The organism is Nesterenkonia sphaerica (genome assembly GCF_005771565.1).
Classification (GTDB): Bacteria; Actinomycetota; Actinomycetes; order Actinomycetales; family Micrococcaceae; genus Nesterenkonia; species Nesterenkonia sphaerica.
Genome location: NZ_VAWA01000035.1, coordinates 1 through 6018, shown reverse-complemented (window position 1 = coordinate 6018; position 6018 = coordinate 1). Strand labels below are relative to the sequence as shown.

Sequence of the window (6018 nt, the reverse complement as noted above, 5' to 3'; positions counted from 1 at the left end):
CCACCGGCCACATCAGCAACCGAGGACAACGCAAACCGGCTCCCCGCCGACGCACACCAGGACTGTCACCCATGTCTTGATACATCAACTGTTACCGATGTCCTGATGCAGAAGTGTTACCGCTCTCCTGAGACATCACAACTGTGAAAGCACCGGTGCATTCTAATGAGATTCACACTCAAGGACTATCAGGCTGACGCTGTAGGTGACACCCTGCGCGAACTCGCCTCAGCCCGCGACTTCTACAAGAGTGCCAGCGAGCGCGTGAGCTCAGTAGCGCTCGCCGCTACCACGGGCGCGGGCAAGACTGTGATGGCTGCGGCCGCAATCGAAGCACTCTTTTGGGGCAACGACGACTACGACGTAGTACCGGCTTCTGACGCAGTTGTGCTCTGGTTCAGCGACGACCCGTCGCTCAACCAGCAGACTAGGCACCGACTCCAACAGGCCTCGGACCGACTGCGCAACCGACTGATCACCGTGGAACACCCATTCCGTTACTCGAAGCTCCAGTCCGGCAACGTCTACTTCCTCAACACCTCGAAGCTCTCACGTAACAGCCTCCTCGTGCGAGGTCACGACGGAGAAGGAACGATACCGGGGTTGGACTCGAACCCGGACACCGTACCGTTCACGTTCTGGGACACCCTACGGAACACCATCGGAGACCCGAACCTTACGCTGTACATGGTGCTTGACGAAGCCCATCGCGGCTTAGGCCGCCGTTCCTCATCCGATACTCCGACCATCGTCAAGCGACTCATCAACGGCCACAACGGTGTCCCGCCGATCCCAATCGTGTGGGGCATCTCGGCGACCGTCCGTCGGTTTGAGGAGGCTATGGCCGAAGCGCAGGTGCAGGATAGCCGAGTACATCTGCGCACGATCGATGTGGACTCAATACGCATTCAGGAGTCAGGATTACTCAAGGACGACATCGTCTTGGATTTTCCCGCGGAAACAGGAGACTTCAACACCGTCTTGCTGCGTCGGGGAGTGCGAAAGATCAAGGCAATGTCCGTAGCCTGGGCCGACTATGCTGCGGACCAGAATGAGCCCGAACCCGTCAACCCGCTCCTTGTGCTACAGGTACCAAACAAGCCGGCGCCAACTGAGTTAGCTGCGGCGCTCGACGCGATCTACGACGAGTGGCCAAAGCTGGGTCGCGACGCGATCGCGCATGTGTTCGGTGATCATAAAACTCAGATTTTTGGGCCTTACAATATCCCCTACATCTCACCGGAACGTGTTCAGGACGCAAGTTATATCCGCGTCCTGCTAGCGAAGGACGCTATTAGCACAGGTTGGGATTGCCCGCGAGCTGAGGTAATGGTTTCATTCCGGCCGGCCAAGGACGAAACACATATTACCCAGCTGCTGGGCCGAATGATCCGCACACCACTGGCTCGACGCGTCGAGGGCGACGATCTGCTGAACAGCGTGGAGTGCATCCTGCCGAAGTTCAACCGCGCAACGGCGAGTCGTGTGTTGGAGCACATCCTGGGCAGCGGAATGCTCGACGGAGACAAGGATAACGGTCAGCGCGTCCTGGTAGACCCGCAGCTGATGACACCGAACCCCGTCGTGCCGGATGAGGTTTGGGAGTTGTTCACTGAGCTTCCGGCCGAGACGCTCCCAAGGAAGCACGCGAACCCGATTAAGCGCTTGACTTCGCTTGCTCACGCACTGGCAACAGACGGGATCGAGCCGGCTGCTGGTGCTCTCGCCCATGAGCGGCTCCATGGTCTCCTGAACGGCTTAGCCGCCCAGTTCCCCAAGGAGCTTGCCCAGGCGAAGGATGACGTGCTCAAAGTCGTCGGAGGCACAGTTAGAGGTCACCTGGGAATGCGCACAGACGGCACCTGGACTGAGATCGCGGACGACCGCGCGATCCAGGAAGCCTACAGGCACGGAGCGCGCACCATCACACCAGACATCGCGCGAACCTATATCGACCACCTTGCAGACCAGGAGGAAGATGAGGATACGTTGCGTGATGCCCACGTTCAGGTGGCCGCACTCGCGAAACTTCCACAGACACGGCCCGCGCTCGACGTAGCCGCCGACGCGCTCGCGGCAGAGTGGCTTGGCAAACACCGCGTCAACATCAAGGGCATGCCAGAGTCGCGGAAGAGCCTCTATGCGGAGATCACCGCAATGAGCACAGACCCACAGGTGGCCTCCATGGCGCTGCCAAGAATCCGTCAGGAGGAGACCAAACGGTACGTTGGCGAATCCGCGCAGCTCCTCGAGCGTCGGATGCTCCACCTCCTCTCCGACGAGGAAGGGATGTTCCCGGTCGGAAAACTCAACCCTGACGAGATTGAAGTACTAGACACCGAGAAGTCACGGGGAGACCTGATCGCTTGGTATCGCAACCCAACGGGCGGCCGGGACTCAATGAGTCTGGCATACAAGGATCGCCACGGGGACTGGCGGACGCTCCGGCCTGACTTCCTGTTCTTTATCGACAGCGACAAGGGCGTACAAGCGAACATCGTTGACCCGCACGGCTCCTGGCTGCCCGACGCGCTAGGGAAGCTCAGGGGGATGGCCCGGTTCGCCCAGATATACGGTGACCGATTCCACCGGATCGAGTCAATATCGCGGATCGATGGGAAGCTTCGTGTTCTCGACTTTGCCGTCCCTGAAGTGCAGTCGACCGTACTGGATGCGAAGGATGCGGACTATGCTTACCGAGAAATCTCGGAGGAGTACATCTGACCACACCCCATGTCTCTGTCGCTGAGGTTTGGACCTGGTTTATCACGAACCCTTCGGCGGGTATCAGGCGGACAGACCTATCATCCGCCTAAACGTTCTCAAACCTCACGTTTCGATCGGGTTGAGCCATTGGCGGAGTTCCGCTGTGCAGGGGGCTTCTTGGAGTGGTAGTTGTTTGAAGCCCATTTGGGGCACTGCCGGTGATGTCCAAGGATTTCCATGTTCGGCGCTTGAGCCACGGGGAAAATTTATGGCGGGGTAGGCCAACAGTGCTTGCTGAGGCTGGATCATGCCAGCACGTTCCCATTATGACTCCGAGACCCAGGCCCGAGCGGTACGGATGTATGCCGACCGGCTCGAAGAGGCCGACGGGGTATCGAAAACCCAGGCCCGACGTGAAGTCGGCGACGTTTTAGGGGCTCTTCGTATTTGAGGGTGTAGAGGTAGGGAAGAGAGCCTGGGCGTGGCGGTGGCTGGATAGAGGTCGAGGCCTTCCGAGGATGGAAGTTCCTACACTGTCCAGCCGAAAGACCTCGACGTGCCTAAGCCTGCTTTCGTATCCCCGGACCTCGACAGCTTCTGCCTCCTCGACGGGCTCGGCCTCACCGTCACCGGCCAGCACATCCGCCGGGACCGCGCTATCCTCGAATGCGGAGTCACCGTAGACGATCCGTGGTGCCGGTCCTGCCGTGGGCGAGGAATCCCGCGGGGCACAGTGGTGCGGCGCTTGGCGCATCTGCCGCTGGGATGGCGACCCACCACCTTGTGGGTACGGGTGCTTAGATACCGGTGCTCAGACTGTGCTCGGGTCTGGCGCCAAGACACCTCCAAGGCTGCGGATCGAGGCCGTCCAGGCGCCGTTGGCCCTTGGGCACCAGCATCGGGGTAAACGAACCGGCCCGGTCCCGGACCACCGCGAGGTCGATATCGCCGACCTCGGTAGCGAGCGTCTTCTGGCTGGACCCATTGCGGGAATTGCGGAACATCGGCGCATCGACATCGCCCTTCTCATAGCCGGTGTGCTAGGTCAGCTCCGTCTCTAAGCCCCTCTCCAGGGCGGCTTTGACGATCCCGCCAAGCAGCCCATCATCGCCGGTAAGGGGCTGGCCTGCGTCCATCTTCGCGAAGATCTCATTCAACGCTCCAGAGGCCTTCAGCTGATCCGCGATCTCTTTTTGCCGAGCAGCACGTTCATCACGTTCTGGATTCTCTGTAATGGTCATGGTCTGCAAGTGTGTGTTCCTTCCGGTGAGCAGACCCACCGCTTACACAGACCATTAGATACGCCCTGGTCGCTGGTCCATCGAATCCTCAGCTACTGCTGCCCTGGCAATCAACGCATTGGGGATGGAAATCGAGACACGTCTCGGGACGAACGGCTAACCGGGAACAGTGATTCATTCGGACCAAAGCGTTCAATTTGGCTCCTGGGCCTTCACCACTCGGGCCAAGGCTGCCGACTTACTTCCCTCGATGGAATCGGAGGGCGACTGTTATGACAACTCGATGAGGCGTTTTGGTCGTGAATGCCAGTTGAACTTCTCGATATCCGGATCTGGAACACCCGCCTCGAGTTGGCCAACGCCATGTTTGAGTACCTTAAGATATGGCACAACCGACAACGCTGCCACAGCTGGCTCGGGTGGGTCACCCCAGTAAAATACGAACGCTATCGCATCATCACCGCGGCATGAGAAACCAAGCAACCCAGAGACTGCTCAACACGGGACACACCACCCCCACGAGACCAAGGGCGGTTCAACAGATTGCTCACGAGCTAAAAAAATCCACAGGCTAGGCGGACATCGCCAAATCACCATAATGTGGCTGAGTCGGAAGCCTGATGCCATCTCAACCAGAGAGCCGCTCCCACTCCCACTAAAAATACTGCCAACGCAGCCGACCAGCCCATGTCGAATGAGCTCGTCATATCCAGCAATAACCCGACAACTATCGGGCCAACGGTGAATCCAGCGTACATCGCCATAGAATTCACGCCAGAGACACGCCCAATCTGACCTGCGGGAGCGGCTCGCATAAGACCAGCATTAATGACAACATTACCGCCAAGCCCAGTCATTCCATGCACCACAGCTGCCATCCATATCAATCCATTCAGGCCAAAAGCGTTTGCCATGATTAACAGTAGTACCCCAATTGCCGCACCACCATTGATGATTGCAAGAAGAGAAGACAGACGCGCACCAGCAGCGACTCTACGAGCCCACCAAACTCTGGAAACCATACCAACTACCCCAACAACGGTTATAGTAAGACCACCCTGCACAAGGCTAAACTCCATTACCGTAACCGCATAGAGTGGAACAAATACATGTATAGCCTGGACTCCAAATCCGATAAGAAAAATGCTGATTGCAAATATGAGCCTAGTGTACGCGAAGCTCCTAATTGGATCGGAGTTCTTTCCAGTCGCAGACCTAGCAGATATAGGCGGCACGGCCAGAGATTCTCTTAAGCCACCAGAAGACGCAGACCGAATATTATTACCATCATAATATTTCGATACAACACTGATACTAACAAATATCAATGTAACTGCAATTAGTACTCCGCTAAATGCTGCACCAAACCAACCAAAAAAAAGAGCAATAATCGGAAACATGACTCCGGACAGTAGTTGGGCTACTTGGACCCCTGACTGCTTGAATCCAATCCAAGAGGTTCTTTTATGTTCGTCAACAACTTCCACAATTATACGATTAGTTGTTGGATTAGAAATCGCCTGAGAGCACCCAACAATTGCAGCCGCAATCACGATCCCAATAAAATCAACGGTGAAAGCTACTATGATAAAGGACAAACCAGCACCACTGAAGTTCAATACAATTTGAGTTCGAACTGACAGCTTGTCTGCAAACCACCCTGAGGCCTGTGACGCCAGGGCGGCCGACCCAAACACTACTGAAGAAACAATTCCTAGTTGGCCCGGTGTGACACTAAATCTCTCGATAACCAACGTGGAGGAGGTAGCTAACATGAATGGAAACAAGGGGCCTACACCCATTATGCAAACCAATACAACCAAAAGTAGGCCGCTAGCTGATGGCCGACTAAGGTCGCTATTTTCGACTTTTTTCAAATCTCCACCCATGGTGTCTCAATAATTAAGACTTTCACTCACAGTAGATAACTTTAACACTGTGTGCATCAGTGACTACGTGCCACGATTGCCAGTGAGCATCCGGCGTCTTCTTTCCACACACTTCATCGGGACGCCTCACTGACTCAAGGACTGCTTTTTAAAGCGGCTCATCGCAAATAAGGGTGTAGCAG

The 6018-nt window shown here is 56.3% G+C and carries 4 protein-coding genes and 2 pseudogenes; 4 read left to right on the top strand and 2 right to left on the bottom strand.

Annotated elements, in window-relative coordinates:
- Positions 1-165: 165 nt before the first annotated feature.
- From FEF27_RS12795 to FEF27_RS12790, 3 genes and pseudogenes are all read left to right on the top strand, one after another.
- Positions 166-2724: a DEAD/DEAH box helicase gene (locus tag FEF27_RS12795; protein ID WP_138171272.1), complete on the top strand. Its 2559-nt coding sequence runs from the start codon at positions 166-168 to the stop codon at positions 2722-2724.
- Positions 2725-3013: 289 nt separating this feature from the next.
- A complete protein-coding gene (locus FEF27_RS13515) occupies positions 3014-3157 on the top strand; it encodes a hypothetical protein (protein WP_208009886.1) in 144 nt (47 codons plus the stop codon).
- 105 nt (positions 3158-3262) lie between these two features.
- Positions 3263-3565: pseudogene (locus FEF27_RS12790) on the top strand (ISL3 family transposase); the annotation flags it as partial.
- Here the strand turns inward: FEF27_RS12790 and FEF27_RS13705 are convergent.
- Positions 3564-3947 (bottom strand): annotated as a pseudogene (locus FEF27_RS13705) (transposase); the annotation flags it as partial. The pseudogenes FEF27_RS12790 and FEF27_RS13705 overlap by 2 nt on opposite strands.
- Positions 3948-4250: 303 nt before the next feature.
- On the opposite strand from FEF27_RS13705, the gene FEF27_RS13910 reads away from it, so the two are divergent.
- Positions 4251-4418, top strand: a complete 168-nt coding sequence (locus tag FEF27_RS13910; RefSeq protein WP_138171268.1) for an IS3 family transposase — start codon at positions 4251-4253, stop codon at positions 4416-4418.
- Positions 4419-4537: 119 nt separating this feature from the next.
- Here FEF27_RS13910 and FEF27_RS12770 read toward each other — a convergent pair whose 3' ends face one another.
- Positions 4538-5749 carry an MFS transporter gene (locus FEF27_RS12770; RefSeq protein ID WP_279526817.1) on the bottom strand — a complete coding sequence of 404 codons (1212 nt, stop codon included), beginning with the start codon at positions 5747-5749 and terminating at the stop codon, positions 4538-4540.
- Between the last annotated feature and the right edge of the window lie 269 nt (positions 5750-6018).

What these genes read in the sequence shown, in the direction of transcription:
- FEF27_RS12770 (WP_279526817.1), bottom strand. Translation starts at nt 5,749, where the DNA reads ATGGGTGTAGGCCCCTTGTTTCCATTCATGTTAGCTACCTCCTCCACG.
- FEF27_RS13910 (WP_138171268.1), top strand. Translation starts at nt 4,251, where the DNA reads ATGCCAGTTGAACTTCTCGATATCCGGATCTGGAACACCCGCCTCGAG.
- FEF27_RS12795 (WP_138171272.1), top strand. Translation starts at nt 166, where the DNA reads ATGAGATTCACACTCAAGGACTATCAGGCTGACGCTGTAGGTGACACC.
- FEF27_RS13515 (WP_208009886.1), top strand. Translation starts at nt 3,014, where the DNA reads ATGCCAGCACGTTCCCATTATGACTCCGAGACCCAGGCCCGAGCGGTA.